Raw genomic sequence first — 21,811 nt, 5'->3', positions numbered from 1 at the left:
AGAGAAATGGAGAAGCAATATTTAACCGTTACAGCGTTAACACGCTATATAAAAACAAAAATAGAATATGATCCGCATTTGCAGTCTGTTTGGTTAAAAGGTGAAATTTCCAACTTTAAAAATCATAGCCGTGGCCACATGTATTTTACATTGAAAGATGAAAATGCAAGAATCGCAGCGGTTATGTTTGCGGGCCATAATCGTAATATTAAATTCAAACCTGAAAATGGGATGAAGGTACTCGTGAAAGGAAAAATCTCTGTTTACGAGGCGAGTGGTTCTTATCAAATTTATATTCAAGACATGCAGCCTGACGGAGTCGGAAATTTACATTTAGCGTACGAACAGTTAAAAGTTCGTTTAGAAGAGGAAGGACTTTTTTCTCAAGTTTATAAAAAAGCGATTCCTCCTTACGCTAAAACAATAGGTGTGATTACGTCGCCAACAGGAGCAGCGATTCGTGATATTATAACAACGATTAAACGTCGTTATCCAATTGGGAATGTTATTGTATTTCCGGTACTTGTACAAGGGGAGTCAGCGGCTCCCTCGATTGTACAAGCGATTCGTACAGCGAATGAAATGGGAGAGATAGATGTACTAATCGTTGGTCGTGGTGGAGGTTCTATTGAGGAATTATGGGCTTTCAATGAGGAAATGGTTGCAAGAGCAATCTTTAAGAGTGAAATTCCTATTATTTCGGCAGTAGGCCATGAAACAGATTTTACAATTGCAGATTTTGTTGCAGATTTACGCGCGCCAACACCGACCGCAGCAGCTGAGTTGGCAGCACCTAACATTATAGAGTTACAAGAAAAGGTATTACAAAGAACTCTGAGATTGCAAAGAGCAATGAGAGAGTTAGTACATAAAAAAGAAGAAAAACTACAAGTGTTGCAAAAATCGTATGCGTTCCGTTATCCAAGACAAGTATATGAGCAAAAGGAAGAGCAATTAGATAGAGCGCTAGAACAGCTTGTTTTAGCGAAAGAGCGCTATATTGATAAAAAGGTGAATCAGTTAAAGCAACTTTCATTTTATTTAGAGAAGCACCACCCATCTCAAAAAATTATGCAAACGAAGGTAGCTGTGGAAACGTTGCAAAAGCAATTACAACGTGAAATGCAAACGTTACTTCAAACGAAAGAATTTGCCTTTGTAAGAGCTGCTCAAAAACTTGAAGCGTTAAGTCCGCTTAAAGTAATGATGAGAGGGTACGGGCTTGTATATGATGAAGAGAAGCAAGTGTTAAAAAGTGTGAAAGATGTAAGCCTTGGAGATGCTGTTTCAGTTCAATTACAAGATGGAATACTAGATTGTAGCGTATCAGGCATAGAGGAGCGTGAATTGAATAATGGAAAATAAATTAAGCTTTGAAGAGGCAATTTCGCAACTTGAGCATCTTGTTTCTAAGCTAGAACAAGGTGACGTACCTTTAGAAGAAGCGATTTCTTATTTTAAAGAAGGTATGGAATTATCTAAGCTTTGTGATGAGAAGTTGAAGAATGTACAAGAACAAATGGCAGTTATTCTTGGGGAAGATGGAGAGCTTGAACCGTTTACTGCTTTAGGAGATGAAGCATAGTGACGATTGCTTTTGATACTTTTTTGAAAGAAAGTAAAACTTTCGTAGAAGAAAAACTTGTAAGCTATGCAAATGGATTACAATGTCCAAATGTACTTCGTGAAGCGATGGCATATTCTTTGGAAGCGGGTGGAAAACGTCTCCGCCCGTTACTTTTGTTTGCAACATTACAAGCGTTTGGGAAAGAAAGAAATCTTGGAGTAGGTGCAGCTTGTGCTCTTGAAATGATTCATACATATTCGTTAGTTCATGATGATTTACCTTGTATGGATGATGATGATTTAAGAAGAGGAAAGCCCACAAATCACAAAGTATTTGGTGAAGCGATGGCAGTTTTAGCAGGAGATGGCTTATTGACATACGCTTTTCAAGTTATTATGGCATATGAGCAAAAAGAAATTTCTGCTGAAAAAAAAGTAAGACTTGTACTTGAACTCGCAAAAGCAGCAGGACCAGAAGGAATGGTTGGCGGACAAGTGGCAGATATGGAAGCGGAAGGGAAACGCCTTACGATTGATGAATTGGAGTACATCCATAAACATAAGACCGGAAAACTACTTGAATTTGCTGTACTTGCGGGTGCGATACTTTCTGATGCGACAGAAGAGCAAGAAGAAAAGTTGCTTACGTTTGCCAAATATATCGGTCTAGCTTTCCAAATTCGAGATGATATTTTAGATGTCGAAGGAACTGAAGAAGAGATTGGAAAACCGATTGGTAGTGATCTTTCTAATGAAAAGAGCACATATACGACGTTGTTTACTGTAGATAGAGCAAAGGATATTTTAGAAGAAACAATTGCAGAAGCAAAAGGTGCGATTAGCTCCTTGCAATTACAAGATGAATATTTACTATCTATTTGCGATTTGATTGCAAAACGTAATAACTAATATAACAGCGTTTTCATTTGTTGAGTCATTCATCATTTTATGATATAAATGTAGGAAAAGGTTTTTCTTTTCTTGTTATTGGCAAAAATATATGTAGATTACATTGCCGTTATCACTTCGTGTTAGCGGCTATTTTTTTCATCGCCTAAAGAAATATGGTTTATAATAGGATTAAGGCGCAATAGACTGGTTAATAGCGGGACAAGACGAAAAATAGAAAAGAGAATTTCTTGTTTTGTGTAAATGTTTTTTATAATATTTGACATGTTGACAGATTATGAAATGAAAGTGAGTGATCCATGTGGATCTAACGCAAATTCAAAACCCTAGTTTTTTGAAAGATATGTCTATCAGTGAACTAGAGGGATTGAGTGAGGATATTCGTAAGTTTTTAATTGAAGAGCTCTCTCAAACAGGTGGACATATTGCACCTAATTTAGGTGTAGTAGAACTCACAATTGCTCTGCACAAATTATTTGATAGCCCGCAAGATAAATTTTTATGGGATGTAGGACATCAATCCTATGTACATAAAATTTTAACTGGACGCGCGAAAGAGTTTGGCACATTAAGGCAATATCAAGGTCTATGTGGTTTCCCGAAACGTTGTGAGAGTGAGCACGATGTATGGGAAACTGGTCATAGCTCGACTTCGTTATCGGCTGCAATGGGAATGGCTCTGGCACGTGATTTAAAGAAAACGAAAGAATATGTTATACCAATTATTGGAGATGGTGCTTTAACAGGCGGAATGGCTTTAGAGGCATTGAACCATATTGGACATGAAAAAACAGACATGATTGTTATTTTGAATGATAATGAAATGTCAATTGCACCAAACGTTGGTGCGCTTCATAATGTGCTCGGTCGTTTACGTACCGCAGGAAAATATCACTGGGTAAAAGATGAATTAGAGTATATATTAAAGAAAATTCCAGCAGTTGGCGGGAAAGTGGCTGCGACAGCAGAGAAAATAAAAGATAGTCTTAAATATTTACTAGTATCTGGTGTCTTTTTCGAAGAGTTAGGCTTTACATATTTAGGTCCAGTCGATGGGCATGATTATGAAAAGTTATTCGAAACGTTGCAATATGCAAAGAAAACAAAAGGCCCAGTACTTGTTCACGTTATTACGAAAAAAGGAAAAGGTTATAAACCGGCTGAGAGTGATGTTATTGGAACTTGGCATGGAACAGGACCTTATAAAATTGAATCAGGTGACTTCGTTAAGCCGAAAGAAGTTGCACCAGCATGGAGTGCTGTCGTTAGTGAAACAGTACTTAAGCTAGCGAGAGCAGATGAGCGTATCGTAGCAATTACACCTGCAATGCCTGTTGGATCAAAACTTGAGAAATTCCAAAAAGAATTCCCAGATCGTATGATTGATGTAGGTATTGCAGAACAGCATGCTACAACAATGGCAGCAGGTATGGCAACGCAAGGAATGAAGCCATTCTTAGCGATTTATTCAACATTTTTACAAAGAGCATATGACCAAGTTGTTCATGATATATGCCGCCAAAATTTAAATGTTTTCATCGGAATAGATCGTTCGGGATTAGTAGGAGCAGATGGTGAAACGCATCAAGGCGTATTTGATATCTCATTCTTACGTCACTTGCCGAATATGGTGCTTATGATGCCGAAAGATGAAAATGAAGGTCAACATTTAGTTTATACGGCGATGCAATATGAAGATGGACCAATCGCATTGCGTTATGCGCGCGGTAATGGACTTGGCGTTCATATGGATGAAGAATTAAAGGCGATTCCAATCGGTACGTGGGAGACGTTAAAAGAGGGCACACAAGCAGCTATTTTAACGTTTGGTACGACAATACCAATGGCAATGGAAGCAGCTGAGCGTCTTGAAAAAGCTGGGGTTTCAGTGAAAGTAGTGAATGCTCGCTTTATTAAACCAATGGATGAAGCATATTTACATGATCTTCTAGGAAAGAATATACCGATTTTAACGATTGAAGAAGCTTGTTTAATCGGTGGTTTTGGAACAGGAGTAGTTGAATTTGCATCTGAAAATGGTTACCATAGTGCATTAGTTGAACGAATGGGTATTCCAGATCGCTTCATAGAGCACGGAAGTGTAACAAAATTATTAGAAGAAATTGGTTTAACGACAGATGCTGTTGTAGACCGTATTCATACAATGATTCCATCAAAACAAAAAAGGGCGTAACAAATGAGCGTAAAAAAAGAAAGAGTAGATGTACTATTAGTAGAGCGAGGACTTATAGAAACGCGTGAGAAAGCAAAGCGCGCCATTATGGCCGGACTCGTATATGCAAATGAGATGAGACTTGATAAGCCAGGAGAGAAAATCTCGCAAGATACTGAGATTACGGTGAAGGGACAAGTTATGCCGTATGTAAGTCGTGGTGGTTATAAACTTGAAAAGGCATTAGAGACATTTCATCTTGATTTACAAGATAAAGTTATGATAGATATTGGTTCATCAACTGGTGGCTTTACAGATTGCGCGCTTCAAAATGGAGCGAAATTATCTTATGCATTAGATGTAGGATACAATCAACTAGCGTGGAAATTACGTCAAGATGAGCGTGTTGTTGTAATGGAACGAACAAACTTCCGTTACGTGACACCAGCAGACTTAGAACGTGGTTTACCTCAATTTGCAAGTATTGATGTTTCATTTATATCATTAAAGCTTATACTGCCAGTTTTAAAAACAATGCTTATGCCTAACGGAGATGTAGCAGCGTTAATTAAACCGCAGTTTGAAGCTGGAAGAGAGCAAGTTGGGAAAAAAGGTATCGTTCGTGATAGAAAAGTACATGAAGCTGTTGTAGAAATGATTGTCGAGTTTGCTTTAAAAGAAGGCTATGATGTGGAAGGTTTAACATTCTCACCAATTACGGGTGGGGATGGTAATATTGAATTTTTAATTCATCTGAAATGGCATGGTGAACGTGAGAATGGCGAAAATCATTCTCCGATTTCTATAGAGCAAGTTGTTACAGAAGCGCATGAAGTTCTAAAACAAAAAGGGAAAGGGGAATAACATATGTTGTTCCTCTTTTTGCTGTAATTGTATAATGATTGTAAAAACAATTGTGTACAAGAAACGAATTATAAGTTAACATAAATAAGTGAAGTATACCAATGTTTAAACTATGGTAAGAGATAGTGTGAGGTGCAAATGTATGAATAAAGGTCAGCGCCATATTAAAATCAGGGAAATTATTGCAAACAAAGAAATTGAAACACAAGATGAATTAGTTGATATTTTACGTAATGAGGGATTTAATGTAACGCAAGCAACAGTATCGCGCGATATTAAAGAACTGCACTTAGTGAAGGTGCCATTACATGATGGGCGCTATAAATATAGCTTGCCAGCAGATCAACGATTTAACCCGTTACAAAAATTAAAACGAAATCTAGTGGATTCATTTGTAAAATTAGACACGGCAGGACATATGCTTGTGCTAAAAACATTGCCTGGTAACGCTCATTCACTTGGAGCACTTATTGATCATTTAGAGTGGGATGAGATCATCGGAACCATCTGTGGTGATGATACTTGCTTAATTATTTGCCGTACACCTGACGATACAGGTGTTGTCTCTGATCGTTTCTTAAATATGTTGTAACAAAAAATCTTGTTTGCTTTCCATCGTAAAGTGGAAAGTGAACAAGATATTTTTATTGGTTAAAAATATGAATTTTCAATTGTAATATAATATTTTGTTTGCATAAAGTTAGAAAATAGATGGATTGACCCGTAAAACAAATGTTTGGTACAATGAAGCGGGTTAGAAGAGTATATACATACAAATATATAGCATGATTATTTGAATGAAGAACTGAGAAAATCCTTTAGTAAGGGATTATTTTATAACGAGGTGAATGGGGCATTGTTATCGGAATTATCGATTAGAAACTTTGCTATTATTGAAGCATTAAATATTTCTTTTCAAAAAGGTTTAACGGTTTTAAGCGGTGAAACAGGGGCCGGAAAATCGATTATTATTGATGCAATTAGTTTACTTGTAGGTGGCCGTGGGTCAGCAGAATTTGTTCGATATGGAACAGAGAAGGCTGAGATTGAAGGGCTATTTTATGTTGAAGATGAGAAGCATCCATGTATTGAAAAGGCAGAAGAGTTAGATATAGAAATAGAAGATGGCATGATTATTTTAAAGCGTGATATTGCTGCGAACGGGAAGAGTGTATGTCGTGTAAATGGGAAGCTTGTTACACTTAGCATATTAAAAGAAATTGGGAAAACACTTGTTGATATTCATGGACAGCACGAAACGCAAGATTTAATGAATGAAGAACGACATCTGTTTATGCTTGATCACTTTGATGGGGATCGAATCGTTAAACAATTAGACATATATCAAAACGTATACGCTGACTATGAAAAATTAAAAAAACAATTGAAATCGTTAAGTGAAAATGAGCAACAAATGGCACATCGCTTAGATTTAATTCAATTTCAGCATGAAGAAATTTGCAAGGCGGATTTAAAGATGGATGAAGAAAATGAATTAACTGAGGAACGATTGCAAATTTCTAATTTTGAAAAGATTTATAAAGCGTTAGGTGATGCATATCGTTCGTTAAGTGCCGACGGACAAGGGTTAGATAATGTAAGAAGTGCAATGGGGCAAATGGAAAGTATTACACATTTAGATGAAGTGTATCAGGAGAATCATGATTCAATTGCAAATAGCTATTACTTATTAGAAGAGGTTGCCTATCAACTGAGAGAAAAGCTCGATATGATGGAATATGATCCAAATCGTTTAGATGAAATCGAAACACGTTTGAATGAAATTCGTATGCTAAAGAGAAAATATGGAAATACTGTAGAAGAGATTTTAGCGTATGCTGATAAAATTGAACAGGAAATTTTTACGATTGAAAATAAAGACGTTCATATTGAAACGACGAAGAAACAGTTGAAGGAATTAGAAAGTGTTATTCTGAAAGAAGCAACGTTGTTAAGTAATATGCGTCATGAGCTTGCAGAACACCTTACAAATGCAATTCATCAGGAATTAAAAGAATTATATATGGAAAAAACGAAATTTGAAGTGAGAATTATGAAGAGAGAAGGAAATGTAGAAGAGCCCCTTGTGGAAGGTGCGCCGGTAAGACTTACGGCGGATGGTTACGATCATGTGGAATTTTATATTTCAACGAACCCAGGAGAGCCGCTAAAACCACTTTCAAAGGTTGCATCTGGCGGAGAGTTATCTCGTATCATTTTAGCTTTAAAAAGCATTTTTTCTAAGCATCAAGGGGTTGCATCTGTTATTTTTGATGAAGTGGATACGGGTGTAAGTGGCCGGGTCGCACAGGCTATTGCGGAAAAAATTTATCGAGTATCAGTAAACTCGCAAGTACTTTGTATTACGCACTTACCTCAAGTAGCTTCAATGGCAGATTCACATTTATTTATTCGAAAACAAGTAGCGAATGATCGGACAATTACATCGGTTACTGTTTTAACTATGGAGGATAAAGTAACAGAAATAGCTCGAATGATTTCTGGTGTGGAAATCACAGATTTAACGACAGAGCATGCGAAAGAATTACTTACGCAAGCGCATCATTTTAAACAGACAGCAGAGGCTATCCAGTAATGGATAGCTTTTTTTCTCAAATGACGATTTCTTAATTCTTCCGGTTATAAATAAAGCACTGCAAGGAGAGATTAAAAAGTGAAGCCAAGAGGCTGAATGTGGGGTAGGAGCGAGGAGAGTGAACAAGTTGAAATTAGAAAAATTTCGAAAAATAATAGGTCTTTGTCTCCTTGTTTCTTTAGTTTTTATTGGATGTTTTAAACCGCTTCGAACGTTTATTTCATCACCGAAACAACTTGTTGTTTTTGAAGGACAACAATCAGAAATATCATCATTACCAGTTTTCAAAGCTTCATCCACAAATCGTCATGTATTTACAGTGAGTTCGAATGAACAAAAACAAGGACTTATGGTAAATTCTCATCAAAATGGTGAAGCTGATATGGTATTTCAGCTTGCTGGTTTTCCAGTAAAAAAAGTAAATGTGAAAGTGTTAAAAGATTTTAAAGTGATTCCAGGTGGACAATCAATTGGTGTGAAATTAAATACAAAAGGTGTACTTGTTGTAGGCCATCATTTAATTCAAACTGAAAAAGGTAAAATATCTCCTGGTGAAACAGCAGGTGTACAAATTGGAGATATGATTACTGAAATTAATGGTAAAACAATTGAAAGAATGAGTGATGTAGCACCGTTTATTCATAATAGTGGAGAAACAGGTGAACCGCTTAATCTTGTATTGTTAAGAGATGGAAAATATATTCGTACGAAGCTAACTCCACAAAAAGACAACGGTGAATCGTCTTATCGAATTGGCTTGTATATCCGTGATTCGGCAGCTGGAATTGGAACGATGACATTTGTTCATCCAGATTCTATGAAATATGGGGCACTTGGTCATGTTATTTCTGATAATGATACGAAAAAGCCGATTCAAGTCGAAGATGGACAAATTATGCGCTCGACAGTTACATCAATTGAAAGAGGTAGTCATGGGAATCCAGGGGAGAAATTAGCGAGATTCTCACCAGACCGTGAAGTGATTGGCAATATTACAATTAATAGTCCATATGGTATTTTTGGAAAATTAAATACGAATATGAAAAACGGTATAATGGATAAAGCAATGCCTATCGCATTATCTCATCAAGTAAAAGAAGGACCGGCAAAAATATTAACAGTTATTGATCAAGATAAAGTAGAAGCGTTTGATATTGAAGTCGTTAGTACAGTGCAGCAAAAATTCCCAGCCACAAAGGGTATGGTAATAAAAGTAACAGATAAACGTCTATTAGCGAAAACGGGCGGTATCGTACAAGGAATGAGCGGAAGTCCAATTGTACAAAATGGAAAAGTAATTGGTGCTGTTACACATGTATTTGTAAATGATCCAACATCAGGATATGGTGTTCATATTGAATGGATGTTACATCAAGCTGGAATTAATATTTATGATCAAGAGAAAAAAGCGAGCTAATATATATTATTAGCTCGCTTTTTCTGTTGAAAAATTCGTTGAAATTTTGTAAAAGCTCCGCAAGAGGTGTTTTTTGTTGTAAAATAAAAGGAAAGGGTTGAACGTTTCGTTGTATTTCTATGATGGAATGTGTTGCGAAAGGGAATAAATGAACGATAAACATATTTTTTTGTGATTTTATCGGAAAGTAAGAAACTTTAAAAGGGAATTTTCACACAATTGTCGAACAATTCATGTAGCCTAGAAGGATACACATGTCGGAGAATCGATTCGGTAAGGGAGGAAAAGCTGTGGAGAAAATTAAAGTATGTCTTGTGGATGATAATAAAGAACTAGTATCAATGTTAGAGAGCTATGTAGCCGCTCAAGATGATATGGAAGTAATCGGTACTGCTTATAATGGTCAAGAGTGTTTAAACTTATTAACAGATAAGCAACCTGATGTACTCGTTTTAGACATTATTATGCCACACTTAGATGGTTTAGCTGTATTGGAGAAAATGCGACATATTGAAAGGTTAAAACAGCCTAGCGTAATTATGTTGACAGCATTTGGCCAAGAAGATGTGACGAAAAAAGCAGTTGACTTAGGTGCCTCATATTTCATATTAAAACCATTTGATATGGAGAATTTAACGAGTCATATTCGTCAAGTGAGTGGTAAAGCAAACGCTATGATTAAACGTCCACTACCATCATTCCGATCAGCAACAACAGTAGATGGAAAACCGAAAAACTTAGATGCGAGTATTACGAGTATCATTCATGAAATTGGTGTACCCGCTCATATTAAAGGATATATGTATTTACGAGAAGCAATCTCCATGGTATACAACGATATCGAATTATTAGGATCGATTACGAAAGTATTGTATCCAGATATCGCAAAGAAATATAATACAACAGCAAGCCGTGTGGAGCGCGCAATTCGTCACGCGATTGAAGTAGCTTGGAGCCGTGGGAATATTGATTCTATTTCGTCCTTATTCGGTTATACAGTATCCATGTCAAAAGCAAAACCTACGAACTCTGAGTTCATTGCAATGGTTGCGGATAAGCTGAGACTTGAACATAAGGCTTCGTAAACGCTGATATAACAGTATCTGACGCGAATTTAACGTTGAAGATCGTTGAGCAATAAATATCTTTTTTGACCGATAAATAACACGGTCATTTGGTGATAAACACCGTTCTTTTGGTAGTTACTAAAACTATCAAGAGGGCGGTGTTTTTTGTTGTCTGATTTCGAATTTCAAATTGAAAATTTTATGTTGTATTGTACGTCGAAGAATCTTTCGGTCAAGACTTTGAGAAGTTACGAACAAACACTTAAGTTGTTTTCAGCGTACATAAAGAACGAATTTGATATAAGTGAGGTCGATAAGGTTAAATCGGCACACATACGTCATTATATTAAATATTTGAGAGAGCGAGGTAAATATACGGTAACGGTTAACGAAAAATCAGCGAAAGTTAATTATCCTCATAAACGGGATGATTATCGTAAGCCATTAAGTGTTACGACGATTTCTAATTATATTCGAAATATAAAGGTGTTTTTTAATTATTTATACGAAGTAGAGCGGGAGATACGCAAGAATCCAGTCGAAGCGATAGAAAGTATAAAGCCGAGCCGTAAAAAGAAGCCTTTATTATCAAAAGAAGAACTAGAAAAGGTAATGAGAACCTTTGATAATACAACGTTTCATGGATATCGTGATTGGTTAATTACGCGTCTAATATTAGATACAGGAATGCGGATTGGAGAATGTTTATCTCTTATACCTGACGTAATTGATTTTAAAACGAGGTCTATTCTTATTGAAAACCCTAAAAACAATCAACAAAGATATGTGTATTTTTCACAAAAGATATCTAGAGAACTAAAGAATTGGTTGTTATATAGAGATCGTTATTCAAACAGTTTCTACCTATTCCCTACAATAAGAGGGACTCAGTTAGAAATTCGTAATTTTGAAAGAACTCTTAGGTTGAACGGTAAGAAGGTCGGAGTAGATATACATCCGCATCAATTGCGAAATAATTTTGCGAAGTATTACTTATTAAATGGAGGGGACTTCGTTACGTTATCGCGTATTTTAGGACATTCAAGCGTAGAAGTAACGCAAAAAGCGTACTTAGATTTTACAGATAGTGAGATCGGACGCAAATATCAACGTCATTCACCGTTAAGCCATTTAAATATTTAATCGAAAAAGAAAAAAGTCCCCGACGGCAATCGGAGACTCAAAACATTCGCATATAACTAAATAACCGATGATACCGTCATTCAGTACCTTCATTCTATCGAAAAAATTCGAAGGCTGCAAGGCTTAGTTTCTTATTGTCTTTTTTAGGTGCTGATGCGGTAGTAAGTCGAAAAAGCGGAAGCCGTACCGCTATAAAAACGTAAAAGGGTAGCTAGACCGCCGCAACCACTAGCGCTATACAATTAACGCAATTCCGTTCCCTTGCGTGTATAGGTCTAGTGGGTAGCGCACATAATCGGCTAGGGTGGTGTTTGTTGCGATTACGGTCGCAGGAATCAACGAAAGATATCGCATACAGGGGCAAACTTGTATGTAGAAAGTCGTTGAGTACGAAAGTACACGGATAGGAACGGCAAGTACTAGAAACCTCGTTATGCGTGACATGACGCTAGTTTGATCCGCTTCTCTATTCGCTTTTACTGCGAGTAGGGAACGAACTCCGCGCCTATTTCCTGTTATCGTTCCATTCTGCTAGTAAGTGCCTCACCAATCGTCAAAAGTATAGATTCGGTATTAAACGCCACTAACAGAGTGGATTGAATATCGGAGGATGACAAGGGCACGGCAAGAGGTGGAAGACTTACGCATGGAAAACAGGCTTACTATAAGACAATACGCAAAAACAGGTGAAGACATAAACGCAACATTAAACAGAATAGCGCTATCAGCTAAAAAAGAAGTGGAAGATTATTACATGAGAATATGCGATAATAATAAATATAGAACGATAATAAAAGCGCACTATATACCGTTAATAGAGCGCCTAGCAAACAGTAACTGGCATAAGATAAATAACGAGGTACACTTTATAGACGATTGTTTCCGCAGAATAGAATATGCGATTAGAACGTTTGATATAAATAAGGGGAATTTCGATAATCGGGTAAAGACTATTATTTATCAAGGATTACGACATTATTGCGGAGAAAGAGGGAGAAGAAGAAGGGCGTTAATCTTGATCGGAGATATTAGTGGATTGGAAACGTTAGGGGATTGTACAGAAAATATAGAAGAGAATGCAATCTATAATATAAGTACATACGATGAGGTTTACGCAAAATTATGTGAGAAAGAAGCGGATGTTTTGGTATTGGATGCAATGATCTATGCGGCAGAAAATTACGATAAAGTTTCAGAGAGAGAGATTTCCCGATTATTATCGGAAAGGACTGGAAGATCGTTTGATTCCGCTAGAGGTGCGGTGAGAGGATTTAAGCAGAGGATACAAAAAAGAAATATTAGAAAGGAGGATATTGCATGAAGATAAAAATTAAAATAAAAAAGGGGCGGAAACCTTCTGCAATTCTGTTAATAGTTACGTTCGTACTTTTGATAGTTACGAAGATAATAGGGAATGTCATTATGGGAGGATTGGCGGTAGTGTTTGCAATGGCGGTAGCTGCATCGATTGTTACTGCTAGGGTGGGCGAGTTTATTAGTAAAAGGAAAGAAGAAGAGGACGTATAAAGGTTCGATTTAATAAAATTCGTGGCGGAATATACATAAAGGGCAATATCGAAGTGCGTTACGTATGCGAAGTTAAGTTAAGTGCCCTTTATGAAACCTGCTATTAATATATAATGAATTAACATAGGTTGATTAATATGCATTAAACAACACTGGGGGAATTACTATGAAGTCATTAAAGAAAGTAGTTTTATTAGGGGTGGCTACAACGTCAATCTTTAGCGCTTGTTCTACGAAAGAGCAAGCAAACTACGAGCCGTATAAGAAACACGATTCTGTTGAAACTGCGCAAGGAGAAGAGGAAACGTCCAACCCGACTAAGGGCGAAAAGGTTGACGAAGAACCTGCAAAGGACGCGAAGCCGCAACAAGTGGAGGAATCAACGAAGGAAGATGCGGAGATTAACGACAGACGTCCATATTATAAAGATGCAAATAACGACGCGCCATCCGTATCAATAGAACAGTATGACGGCATCAAAGTCGGAATGTCTGCGAACAAGGTTAAAGAGATAGCGGGTGCGCCTAGATTTATCGAGAAATATAAGTCATTCTCTATCTACGGATATTTAGGGCATGGTGGAGAAGGTTCGATGACTATAACGTTTAACCCTGATGGAAGTGTAACGAAGAAAGAGCAAGATGGTCTTAGAAATACTGCGGCTAAAGATGCGAAAGCTAACGAAGACCATGCAACAGGTAATCCTAAACCAGCTACGAAATCTAGTACTAAAATTCCGAACGATTATTGCGGACACGGACACGATGAAACGAAGGAGCCAGAGCACGACTGCGAAAAGATTATTGATAAAGAGGCGCATAGAAGACATTTGGAACAGCAGGAAAGAGAATATGAAGAACAACAACGTGAGGAAGCTAAAAAATACCAAGATGAAATGACGGAAGAAGACAAGGCAAGAATCCTACGTCAGGAAAAACGATGGAATACGCCTAGTGGTGGTATTGGCGATAAGTGGCAAGATGAATTAAAAGAAATGGAAGAGAAGGAAGGTGCGCATTAAGGTTCGATTTAAGAAAGAAGGCGGAAGAATTATACTATGAAAAACAAGCGCAAAGAAACGTTATTCATCATATTCGCATTCGTATTTATGACGGCAGCGAAGGCATTCGGTAATTTGTACGTAGCAGCTTTCGGCGTTGCGTTTGGACTTTCGGTAGGTTTGGCGTTCTTGACCGAAATTATATATAGAAGAAGAGGTAAAGATACTCGCGATTGATTGGGTTAACGAATTTAATATGCGAATGAAAGCGGGGTAATTATGAACGAAGATAAAGTAACTCTAATCATGATAGCGGTTTTGACAGTAGCTTTAATTTTCGTAGGAATCTCGTATAAATTTAATAGCCTAGTTGTTGACATTATCGCCGTACTATTCTTATTGATATCTACTGCGATAGGTGCAGCGATTCTAACAGAACGTCGTAGGAAACGTAGAAAGAATATATGATAAGTGAGACAAAGAAATACGGTTACTTTTGAAAGGGAGTACATATATGAAGATAAAAATTAAAATGAAAAGAGGAAAGAAGAAGGGGAAGTGTAAAGATTTTACGTGAAGAAAATAAAATTAGGGGATAAACAGAATACGCTAAATACATATAGCCATGTACTTCCGATGATGCAGCGTGAGGTGGCGGATAAGTTGTGGATGAGATGTTTGGGGACAATTGATGCGTATGTTAGAATAAATAAAAATGTTGTATTACTGGGAGGGAAATGATAATTGATACCTGAGTTGGACCCGAAGTTGATTAATGATTTTAGGGGAAAAGTTCATGATAATAATGAATTTGTTAGAATCTTTTTTGTGGATTATAAAAAATTCCATGGTACAGAAGGAATAGATATTTGGAGTAAGATATGTTCTTGTATGGATTGGCTAACAGTTGCGGTGGAAGGAATAGAGAAGCCTAATAAGGATAGAAACATGAATAAGACTTCCCTTGAGTTTACTCATTTTATTGTCACTATTGATATGATTGTAGAAGCGGTAAACCATTTGTGGTTATCTATCGGACAATCAACAAAAGACGAACAGCCCTATATTAATGATTGTAGTATTTTCAAAAAGAGAGAGTTTGATAGAGATTATACTGATGAGAAATATGTCAAAGAAGTCCGTTCTTGGTTTGGAATTCATTCAGTTAACGGAAACGAAATTGAACTAAAAGGTTTTGAGAAAAAGGTGCGTTTTTTTAGTAGTTGGTCCACTTCTCATGATGGTCAAGAGTTTTCATTACGTCTCTACTCTAATAACAGAAAAGCTGAAGAAGAATATGGTGGAAGTAAAAAAATTACAGTTGACGCCCTTTTGAAGTTTGTAGCATTAAGGTATAGCACGCTAGAGAAGCTTATGGATAAAATAGATGAACTGTACTGTAGGGTGAAAAAAGAATTACAATCAATTCCAGTTCATTTAGACGAGAGTAGTTCAGAGTTAATACAACTGAAAGAACTTTATGCACAGGCGAAAGAGAGGAAATTGACAAAAGAGCACTACGAAGAAGAGATCATACGGTATATGTCTTTCTTAGAATGTGATTTAAGTTTATTTAAGGAGACTGAAAGAAAAATAGTAACTGACTACTTGTTTGAACTAAAAACGATAATACCTACATACAGGCATATAATTCAGCAGATTGATCATAATGAGTTTGAAGTTTTTAAGATACTGGGAATGAACTCGCAAATATACGCAGATAATTCATATGATTATGGAAAGTCCCTCGAATACGCTGAACAAGATATATTCAACTATAGAAGTAATATTTCTAATGCTATTTCATTAGATTTTCTCATCGAAAAGCAACTGTTACCTAAATATAGCCGTACTTTGCCTGGAAACTATCTATCTTTATTAATTCATGCGATGGATTATGAGAATAATAAGACCCACCCACGTATAAGATATCAAAGCGAAGTTCCACTAATCATAATAGATGATACTGATGAAATCGATGTTGAAGTATTATTTCAGTCAGACGAAAAATAGCCGCCGATGATGGCGGCTTCACTCTTAAGCTATCGGTTCAAAAGAAAACTCTTCTTGTGCTAAAGATAGTGTTTTTGAACCTACGCCTTTAATTTTGCCTAAAATCTCTGGTGTTAACTCTCCTTCTCGAACTCTCACCTTAACAATTTCTTTTGCGATACTACGTGGAACTCCTAATAGGCTCTCTAACTCATCTAAACTTGCTTTATGTATATTTAACTGTTCTTCCTTAGTTGAATAAGAAGGGTCAAGATATTTTAAGATATCTGCTACCATTAAATATGTGTGGAATACAGTTTTAACGGCTTCTTCTCTTTCTAACTCAGCGTGAACGCCTTTATTACTCAGTTTATGGATGCGTTGAAGATAGACTCCTAGAATATCTACGTGCGCCTTAGCTAAGTCTTTATTAGATTTACTTTCAATTGAATTATCCATAAATGCCCACAACCTATTAATATATTGCGTTTTTCCTAATTTTCTCCCGTCTACCTCTTCGCTAATTGGTGGAAATAACTCATCGGCTAAGCCTTCGATAAACCTTCTACATGTAGTTAGTGCTTGTGACCATTCTTCGGGGTTATCCGTTGATACAGACTTAAATGCGAGCATTAATTGTTCAGCTAATTCTGGGTTTAAATCAAGTAATCTATCGTCTACTTCATTTTTTAAAATATCAAAAGCCGTTTGCGCACTGTCTGTGTAAGCAATTTTTGTGTAAAGTGCCGTCACTTTTTCATGCGCCACTCTCTTAACATAACTAATATGAGTAATTAAGCTACTTTTATAAAATGTACCATCGTTCCAACTCTTTAATCGAACTAAGTCATTATACCTTTCCTCAATAAAACCGATTCCTTTATAACCGCCTCCACGTTTATTCAATTTTATACTTAGTTCTTCTATAGAGAAATGGATTTCATCTTTTAATCCTTCTGCCTCTAATTCATCCATAATTCTGTAAGATTCTTCTAATGGATCGCCCGAGAGTCTTCCATCTTCTCCATGTTCTCTAAATAACGTTACAAGCTTTATTAAATCTGTTGTATATTGTTTATTTCCTAATTGGATTTCACACCAAATAACAGTATCTTTATCATCCAAAATCTTAGCAGCGCGAGATAGTTTTTGCACTCCTGTTAAAACACTTCCTTTTTGATTCTCTAATTGATCTAGAGAATCCTCAAGTAGTTTTATTACATCATTTTTTATTTTAGTTCCCATGACATAAATCCCTCCAAATACCCTTATTAACATATCTTGATTTTAACATCTTTAAATAAAACAGAACAGCGAGCCTAGTACTTCTTTGATAAAATACGTCTTAATCACTTGTACTCGCGTAAACTTCCGATATACCTTCCGCCTTTTCTCATTCTTATACTTTGCTTCTACTATCGCTTTTCCATGTCTCTTTTCTCGTATAATTAACAAAACTGAACAAATAAGCGTATTCTCAACGTTATACACTACATATTACCAGTTGAACGCTTGTGACGTATGCCCCCTCCGAAACAGGAAGTATACCGCATAGCATTAACGTTTATTAACTATGCATAAACGTCGGCGTTTTGTTGGCGCTAACCTCAGTGTAAACTTGTGTAATTTTATCGATGAAACGACGAATTCCTTGCGGCTCTAAGCGCCATCCGCATGTAAATGAACGTAAATAGGGTTGCGAGGGTTTACAATTTTCGAGTGATATTCGACTTTACATTAGCGAAAAGGTGTCGGAGAGAAAGGCCTTCTTGAAACAGGGTAGTCGGAACTCTTCCCTTTCTGCGCAACAAAAAACACCGACATTATTTCGCCGATGCTTCGTATTCTTTAACCTTCTTATAAAACGTTGCTTTCTTCATATTAACCGCGGCCATGAATTCAACGGCCATTATCTTTTTTGATTTCCAGTCGCTATATAGCCGATCCCAATCCGCAGGTAATTCCAGGACAGGGCGGCCTAGATGTTTTCCTTTTTCCTTTGCAGCGTCGATGCCTTCTCTTTGACGCTCCTTCGTAGTTCTGCGCTCTTGTTCGGCTATTGACGTATAAACCTCGATAATAATGTTATTGATCATATCGATAACCCAATCTTGTCCAGCGGGGACATCAGTCATTGTCGTCGGTAAATCGATAATTTTAACGCGTATCTTTTCTCGCTTGAAATATTCGAGATATTCTTTTATCTGCGATTTGTTACGGCCTAGCCTGTCGATAGATTTAATGTAGAGCGTGTCGCCTTCTCTCATCGCTTTAAGCATATTCTGAAATCCTTCGCGATCCATATCCTTCCCGCTCGCCTTATCGCTATATATGTATTTCTCATCCGTTACATACGGTTGTAACGCTTTATATTGTCGGTCCAAGTTCTGCTCCTTTGTTGATACACGTACATACGCAAAATTGATTGCCATAATGAAAACCCCGTTTCGTCTGTTGTTACGTTAAATATACACCATACGTCTATAAAGGTCAATTGTTTAATGTACGTTCGCAAAGGTTTATTTTTATCAATTAATAGACGCATGTGCGGCCGTTTTCCTGGCGTCTAGAAACGTGTACCTTTATGGACTACGGACCAGGTTGCGCATTTTATTACGAATAGGGCCGTATATATTCCCGTATTTATCGCAGCACCAAGCGGCTATATGTTCACGGACCAGGGGCGTACTACCTATCGGAACCAGGGCGGCACTACCTGGCGTATATAAGCTATGCGTACAAAGGTACCATGTGGCGGCATAGTACATCGTGTATGCTTCGAATACTTATTGTATTACTAAACGAATAGAAAGCGCGGATGAACGATATGAAAGTCTGCTGGCAATCTGTCGCAGGTATTATCGTATACAAGTGCATGACGTTATGTTGCACAGTATCACGTGGCTGCTGCTGCAATAGTTGCGACTGTTGTTCGATGTTAGTTGCTGCTGATCTTTCTTCGATTGTTGTTCGTTCATTCTTATTTTATTTGTGCGAGTGAAAAGAATTGTTGTTCGTTCTTCTTTGATCGGAAGTTCATTCGAAGTTTGTTGCGTGTTCTTTCTTATTGAATACAATTCGAAAAGCATTTCGAATTGAATCGTTTCTTTAATCGAATTGCAATCGAAATTGAATCGTTTGTTTCTTCGTTGTTAAATTCTGCGTTAAAAATCTTCGTTGAGAAAAGTCTTTCTTGTTCGTGTCCTTTATCGCAAGCATTTCGAATGAGAATCGAAGCGAGCGACAAGCCAGGCCGATCCAAGCCGAGAAAATTCACCAGATCCCCCACTAGCCAGGCAACCATCGTGCAGCAAGCGCAAAAATATACTAAATTTCATTTTGAAACTCGGGTAGTTAAACCGCGCGCACCAACTGTCGCAGCCTCTCACGAAGTAACGTCGAATCTATTTTACCCAGGGCGGCCATTTTGCGTTCTTTCGTTAACCGTAAAAAATTTTCGCATATATTTTCGAAAACCAGGGCGTTTTTAACCCAGGTTCGGAAAAAGCCGCGCCTATGTTTTTGTAAGCGAGAAGAAGCCGACAAGAAACGCAAAATAAATCGTACGGTCGAAACCTAAAATGTATAGGCGATTGCACCTATATTAACAGTTGAGCGGCTGCGGCGATTTTTATACAAAAGATCTCGCTATTAATCTATAACCTTTTATGCGTAAGAGAGTAAGAGTACGCTTTTTGTACTCGAAACTCAAATAAATAAATAATGATTTATAAATAATGCTTTATGTAATGCTTTATTACGTAATCGGAAAAGTACAACACTAAGCATCGGAAAACTACTAGGTAACATTCGGAAAATCACTAGGTAACATTCGGAAAGATCCCAGCAGCGGAAAAGGCTACCTAATCACATATATAAACCAGGAGGAAAAGACATGAATCAGATCAACGAAACAAGCCAGAAAGAAGAAAAGAAAGATTCAAAAAGAAAGGAATTAATTTCAGCAAAAGACGTATTCAAGGAACACGGATCGCAGCCTGAATATAACAAGGAGAATTTTAACGACGGGGTTCGATTCATCCGTACACCAGCGGATCTAAAGCATTACATGTTTATGTCTGACTACGGCGTGAAAGAGTCTACATTGTGGCTATATCTCGTAATTGTCGATAGATACAACGATTTATACGGATATGCATACCCGACTCAAAGCCAGTTAGCATTCGAAATGGGCCGAAAGCCAAACGCAATAAAGCAAAACTTGCGTGTACTCGAAAACGTCGGACTGCTTAAAACGGAAAGCCGCGGCAAGGGTTTCGCTAACGTGTACAAGCCACTCGTACCGATGGAACTCGAACGTATGTTAAAACTTTTCCCGTATGCAAAAGCGAGATACGAGAAATTGCGGGCCGATCTAAAGATATACGACAAAACGAATCTTAATCGAATGCCAGAGTACATGCAGCAGCGTCGAGAGGCATCATTAAAAGAAATCGAAGAACGTAAAGCAGCGAAAGCAGCAGCCGCAACAACAGGCGAAAAATAAAAAACTATAAAAATAATCGGAGGAAACAAAACTATGAAAAAAACTATCAAAAGTCAATCAATCGTAAGAAATACAGAAAAGGACTTCGTTATAACTAAACTAGAGCCGATCAGCATCAGCAAAAGCAAGATTGAAAGATATATTGCTACATTATCTGATGGAACTCAGCGAAAATTCAAACGTTGTTCTGGCGAATGTGACGAACTGCTTACATACGAATCATTCCCGAAACGCCGCAAAAAAAATGATGGTCGGGAAAATGAATGTGGAAAATGTAGGTCTGAAAGATGCCGTATGAACCTGGCGAAAGTATTAAAGCAGGCAGATGAAAACGAAAAACGCACGTGTTCAATGTGTAATGAAGAAAAGAAAATATCCGAATACGGCACCTGTGGATCTGGATACCGAAAAGAGTGTAAAAAATGCCAGAATAAAAGGACAGTTCTTCGAAGACACGACAGAAAAAGTCGAGAGTTAGGGCTACATACAAAGCTAGACGGCGAAGGGATCGAAGAGTTCAAAAATATAGTAATGAATGCAGCTTGTATATTAACGGGAAGTTTCGAAAATGTAACAAGTGATCACATTATCCCAACTACGCTAACAGGTGGATCAAATATCGGGAACCTATTGCCGATCAGACGCGAGTTGAATGCGTCAAAAGGTGCATTGCCGTTCTTCTTATGGATCAGAACGGTTAATTTCTACGAAATCGCGAAAAAGTACGGTGTTAGGCCCGAACGAGTTGAATTTTTTATCGATCTAGCGGCCGCGTTTAATTTCATGACAGCCGATCAGTATGAACGCTATACGCTATGGGTTTGGAAGATGCAGCAGAACGAAGAAACGAAGCATATTACGGCGAATCCTACGTTTTCAGAGGCGAGCGACTACGGAACAGGGGAATTGTGCGGATTTTATCACGACGGGGTTTCATATTACCGACCAACAGTGACAGACGAAGAAAGAACCGAAATATATGTGAAATTCGACGCAGGACAAACGAAATCAATAAAAATATCGTAAAAAGTTGCCCGAATCCTGGGCAAT

Annotated in this window: 21 protein-coding genes; 18 read left to right on the top strand and 3 right to left on the bottom strand. The window is 37.4% G+C overall.

Going from position 1 to position 21,811, the window contains the following annotated elements; all coding sequences use genetic code 11:
* The first annotated feature begins 6 nt into the window (after positions 1 to 6).
* The 16 genes from xseA (at position 7) to ACTFN4_RS03265 (ending at position 16,275) form a co-directional block, all read left to right on the top strand.
* Positions 7 to 1,365 carry an exodeoxyribonuclease VII large subunit gene (gene xseA, locus ACTFN4_RS03340; protein WP_000415249.1) on the top strand — a complete coding sequence of 453 codons (1,359 nt, stop codon included), beginning with the start codon at positions 7 to 9 and terminating at the stop codon, positions 1,363 to 1,365.
* A complete protein-coding gene (xseB, locus tag ACTFN4_RS03335) occupies positions 1,355 to 1,585 on the top strand; it encodes an exodeoxyribonuclease VII small subunit (RefSeq protein ID WP_000428423.1) in 231 nt (76 codons plus the stop codon). The genes xseA and xseB overlap by 11 nt, the downstream gene beginning before the upstream one ends.
* The gene (gene ispA / locus ACTFN4_RS03330; protein ID WP_000150380.1) at positions 1,585 to 2,475 is read left to right on the top strand and encodes a (2E,6E)-farnesyl diphosphate synthase; all 891 of its coding nucleotides are present in this window, start codon (positions 1,585 to 1,587) and stop codon (positions 2,473 to 2,475) included. Before xseB ends, ispA begins: the two co-directional genes overlap by 1 nt.
* Before the next feature lie 301 nt (positions 2,476 to 2,776).
* A complete protein-coding gene (gene dxs, locus ACTFN4_RS03325; protein WP_000366452.1) occupies positions 2,777 to 4,669 on the top strand; it encodes a 1-deoxy-D-xylulose-5-phosphate synthase in 1,893 nt (630 codons plus the stop codon).
* Between the two features lie 3 nt (positions 4,670 to 4,672).
* Positions 4,673 to 5,512, top strand: a complete 840-nt coding sequence (locus ACTFN4_RS03320) for a TlyA family rRNA (cytidine-2'-O)-methyltransferase (RefSeq protein ID WP_000111875.1) — start codon at positions 4,673 to 4,675, stop codon at positions 5,510 to 5,512.
* 142 nt (positions 5,513 to 5,654) lie between these two features.
* Positions 5,655 to 6,104: an arginine repressor ArgR gene (gene argR, locus ACTFN4_RS03315; RefSeq protein WP_001032580.1), complete on the top strand. Its 450-nt coding sequence runs from the start codon at positions 5,655 to 5,657 to the stop codon at positions 6,102 to 6,104.
* 264 nt (positions 6,105 to 6,368) lie between these two features.
* Positions 6,369 to 8,108, top strand: a complete 1,740-nt coding sequence (recN, locus tag ACTFN4_RS03310) for a DNA repair protein RecN (protein WP_439962082.1) — start codon at positions 6,369 to 6,371, stop codon at positions 8,106 to 8,108.
* A gap of 118 nt (positions 8,109 to 8,226) precedes the next feature.
* Positions 8,227 to 9,525, top strand: coding sequence for a SpoIVB peptidase (gene spoIVB, locus ACTFN4_RS03305; RefSeq protein WP_002000940.1), 1,299 nt, complete (start codon positions 8,227 to 8,229; stop codon positions 9,523 to 9,525).
* A gap of 290 nt (positions 9,526 to 9,815) precedes the next feature.
* Complete coding sequence (gene spo0A / locus ACTFN4_RS03300) at positions 9,816 to 10,610, top strand: sporulation transcription factor Spo0A (RefSeq protein WP_011110369.1); 795 nt, start codon at positions 9,816 to 9,818, stop codon at positions 10,608 to 10,610.
* 150 nt (positions 10,611 to 10,760) lie between these two features.
* On the top strand, positions 10,761 to 11,735 hold the full coding sequence (locus ACTFN4_RS03295; protein ID WP_439962081.1) for a tyrosine-type recombinase/integrase: 975 nt from the start codon (positions 10,761 to 10,763) through the stop codon (positions 11,733 to 11,735).
* Positions 11,736 to 12,381: 646 nt separating this feature from the next.
* On the top strand, positions 12,382 to 13,056 hold the full coding sequence (locus tag ACTFN4_RS03290) for a hypothetical protein (RefSeq protein WP_439962080.1): 675 nt from the start codon (positions 12,382 to 12,384) through the stop codon (positions 13,054 to 13,056).
* Entirely contained in the window at positions 13,053 to 13,262 is a 210-nt protein-coding gene (locus tag ACTFN4_RS03285; RefSeq protein WP_439962079.1) for a hypothetical protein, read from the top strand. Before ACTFN4_RS03290 ends, ACTFN4_RS03285 begins: the two co-directional genes overlap by 4 nt.
* Before the next feature lie 166 nt (positions 13,263 to 13,428).
* Positions 13,429 to 14,283: a hypothetical protein gene (locus ACTFN4_RS03280; RefSeq protein ID WP_439962078.1), complete on the top strand. Its 855-nt coding sequence runs from the start codon at positions 13,429 to 13,431 to the stop codon at positions 14,281 to 14,283.
* A gap of 36 nt (positions 14,284 to 14,319) precedes the next feature.
* On the top strand, positions 14,320 to 14,499 hold the full coding sequence (locus ACTFN4_RS03275) for a hypothetical protein (RefSeq protein ID WP_439962077.1): 180 nt from the start codon (positions 14,320 to 14,322) through the stop codon (positions 14,497 to 14,499).
* A gap of 39 nt (positions 14,500 to 14,538) precedes the next feature.
* Positions 14,539 to 14,730: a hypothetical protein gene (locus ACTFN4_RS03270; RefSeq protein ID WP_439962167.1), complete on the top strand. Its 192-nt coding sequence runs from the start codon at positions 14,539 to 14,541 to the stop codon at positions 14,728 to 14,730.
* A gap of 276 nt (positions 14,731 to 15,006) precedes the next feature.
* The gene (locus ACTFN4_RS03265; protein ID WP_439962076.1) at positions 15,007 to 16,275 is read left to right on the top strand and encodes a hypothetical protein; all 1,269 of its coding nucleotides are present in this window, start codon (positions 15,007 to 15,009) and stop codon (positions 16,273 to 16,275) included.
* A 24-nt stretch (positions 16,276 to 16,299) separates the two neighbouring features.
* On the opposite strand, the gene ACTFN4_RS03260 is transcribed toward ACTFN4_RS03265, so the two are convergent.
* From ACTFN4_RS03260 to ACTFN4_RS03250, 3 genes are all read right to left on the bottom strand, one after another.
* Positions 16,300 to 17,499 (bottom strand): ComEA family DNA-binding protein, encoded by a 1,200-nt coding sequence (locus ACTFN4_RS03260; RefSeq protein ID WP_439962075.1) that lies wholly within the window; start codon positions 17,497 to 17,499, stop codon positions 16,300 to 16,302.
* 578 nt (positions 17,500 to 18,077) lie between these two features.
* Complete coding sequence (locus ACTFN4_RS03255) at positions 18,078 to 18,686, bottom strand: recombinase family protein (RefSeq protein WP_439962074.1); 609 nt, start codon at positions 18,684 to 18,686, stop codon at positions 18,078 to 18,080.
* Positions 18,687 to 19,318: 632 nt separating this feature from the next.
* Complete coding sequence (locus tag ACTFN4_RS03250; protein WP_439962073.1) at positions 19,319 to 19,531, bottom strand: hypothetical protein; 213 nt, start codon at positions 19,529 to 19,531, stop codon at positions 19,319 to 19,321.
* Positions 19,532 to 20,149: 618 nt separating this feature from the next.
* On the opposite strand from ACTFN4_RS03250, the gene ACTFN4_RS03245 reads away from it, so the two are divergent.
* A complete protein-coding gene (locus ACTFN4_RS03245; protein ID WP_439962072.1) occupies positions 20,150 to 20,761 on the top strand; it encodes a helix-turn-helix domain-containing protein in 612 nt (203 codons plus the stop codon).
* 294 nt (positions 20,762 to 21,055) lie between these two features.
* Positions 21,056 to 21,787, top strand: coding sequence for a hypothetical protein (locus ACTFN4_RS03240; protein ID WP_439962071.1), 732 nt, complete (start codon positions 21,056 to 21,058; stop codon positions 21,785 to 21,787).
* The last annotated feature ends 24 nt before the right edge of the window (positions 21,788 to 21,811 follow it).

Source organism: Bacillus cereus group sp. MYBK95-2, from assembly GCF_051915225.1.
In the GTDB taxonomy this organism is placed as follows: domain Bacteria; phylum Bacillota; class Bacilli; order Bacillales; family Bacillaceae_G; genus Bacillus_A; species Bacillus_A cereus.
The sequence above is the reverse complement of the archived record's forward strand: the minus strand, read 5'-3'. Positions and strand labels throughout refer to the sequence as shown.

What these genes read in the sequence shown, in the direction of transcription:
- xseA (WP_000415249.1), top strand. Translation starts at nt 7, where the DNA reads ATGGAGAAGCAATATTTAACCGTTACAGCGTTAACACGCTATATAAAA.
- xseB (WP_000428423.1), top strand. Translation starts at nt 1,355, where the DNA reads ATGGAAAATAAATTAAGCTTTGAAGAGGCAATTTCGCAACTTGAGCAT.
- ACTFN4_RS03320 (WP_000111875.1), top strand. Translation starts at nt 4,673, where the DNA reads ATGAGCGTAAAAAAAGAAAGAGTAGATGTACTATTAGTAGAGCGAGGA.
- argR (WP_001032580.1), top strand. Translation starts at nt 5,655, where the DNA reads ATGAATAAAGGTCAGCGCCATATTAAAATCAGGGAAATTATTGCAAAC.
- ACTFN4_RS03290 (WP_439962080.1), top strand. Translation starts at nt 12,382, where the DNA reads ATGGAAAACAGGCTTACTATAAGACAATACGCAAAAACAGGTGAAGAC.
- ACTFN4_RS03285 (WP_439962079.1), top strand. Translation starts at nt 13,053, where the DNA reads ATGAAGATAAAAATTAAAATAAAAAAGGGGCGGAAACCTTCTGCAATT.
- ACTFN4_RS03280 (WP_439962078.1), top strand. Translation starts at nt 13,429, where the DNA reads ATGAAGTCATTAAAGAAAGTAGTTTTATTAGGGGTGGCTACAACGTCA.
- ACTFN4_RS03275 (WP_439962077.1), top strand. Translation starts at nt 14,320, where the DNA reads ATGAAAAACAAGCGCAAAGAAACGTTATTCATCATATTCGCATTCGTA.
- ACTFN4_RS03260 (WP_439962075.1), bottom strand. Translation starts at nt 17,499, where the DNA reads ATGGGAACTAAAATAAAAAATGATGTAATAAAACTACTTGAGGATTCT.
- ACTFN4_RS03255 (WP_439962074.1), bottom strand. Translation starts at nt 18,686, where the DNA reads ATGGCAATCAATTTTGCGTATGTACGTGTATCAACAAAGGAGCAGAAC.
- ACTFN4_RS03245 (WP_439962072.1), top strand. Translation starts at nt 20,150, where the DNA reads ATGAATCAGATCAACGAAACAAGCCAGAAAGAAGAAAAGAAAGATTCA.
- ACTFN4_RS03240 (WP_439962071.1), top strand. Translation starts at nt 21,056, where the DNA reads ATGAACCTGGCGAAAGTATTAAAGCAGGCAGATGAAAACGAAAAACGC.